Origin of the sequence: Lacticaseibacillus salsurivasis, assembly GCF_036246225.1 — a bacterium.
Classification (GTDB): domain Bacteria; phylum Bacillota; class Bacilli; order Lactobacillales; family Lactobacillaceae; genus Lacticaseibacillus; species Lacticaseibacillus salsurivasis.
This window is the reverse complement of the sequence record NZ_BTTP01000044.1, coordinates 1-1,178: the sequence shown is the minus strand read 5'-3', so window position 1 is coordinate 1,178 and position 1,178 is coordinate 1. Positions and strand designations below refer to the sequence as shown.

General features: G+C 50.4%; 1 protein-coding gene. It reads left to right on the top strand.

The features are described from left to right. The first annotated feature begins 102 nt into the window (after positions 1-102). Positions 103-1,119, top strand: a complete 1,017-nt coding sequence (locus tag AAA927_RS12855; RefSeq protein WP_338218159.1) for an IS30 family transposase — start codon at positions 103-105, stop codon at positions 1,117-1,119. Positions 1,120-1,178 lie beyond the last annotated feature (59 nt).

Sequence of the window (1,178 nt, the reverse complement as noted above, 5' to 3'; positions counted from 1 at the left end):
CCCCAGTTTACAATTCAAGTGCAACACCCTGACGACTAGACCAAAAAGGCCATGAAGACCTATTCTTGTTAGTACTAGCTAAACAAGAAAGCAGGAATCTTCATGACCCACTCTCAGACTAACACCCACAAGCATTACCAACAACTCAGTTTTAGCGACCGTGCTACAATTCAGGCCCTTCGGGCTGCTAGTGACACCGCGACCGTGATTGCACAGAAGCTTCATCGCAGTAAAGCGACAATCTCACGAGAAATCACGCGTGGATCTGTAACTCAGCTCGACTCGAAGCGTCACTCGCATCAAGTCTATCTTGCGGAAACTGCCCAAGCCATGCACGACCGTAAACGCGATAGAACCGGTCACTACGCCTTTCTTAAGACCGGCCGTGCGTTCTTCAAGGCTCTCGCCAGGGAGCTTACTCGTAAGCCGCGCGTACACAGCGTTGATAGCTTCGTACACTTCTATCGCGACCAGGGCAAGGCTTGCCCTTCAACGACAACTGTGTATCGCTACATCGACGCCGGGCTGCTTGAGTTAGACAACATGACACTTCCCAAGAAGCTCCGACGCCGCATCAAAGGCTATAAGAACGCCCACAAGCGCAAGAATAAGAAGATATACGGCGACTCAATCGAGTTGCGTCCTGCGGCCGTGAATGACCGCACAGGCGTGGGACATTGGGAAGGCGACTTGGTCAAAGGTATTCGCTTAGCTGATGAGCCAGCATTAATGACGCTCACAGAACGGTACAGCCGGACTGAGATCATCGTCAAGATTCCTGACTATCATGCGGGCACCTGCCTTAAAGCCTTGCAGGACACAATCGACGACTACGGGGCCAAGGAATTTGAGAGTATCACTTTTGACAATGGTTCCGAGTTTGCCAAGTTATTAGAGATTGTTGGAACCCAGATTTACTTCGCACATCCGTACTCGCCTTGGGAGCGTGGCACAAACGAGAACGCCAATGGACTGCTTAGGGAATTCTTCCCGAAAGGGAAGTCTCTCAGAGCAGTTACCCTGGTTGAAATTCAAGCAGTCCAATCCGCACTGAACCATCGTCCCAGACGTATTCTGAACTATCTTCGCCCATGCGATTACTACCGATGCATGGCGTAACAGCCTAGACCACTATCAAGAATTCGTTATCATCGTTGCACTTGACTTGAAAATTGAGG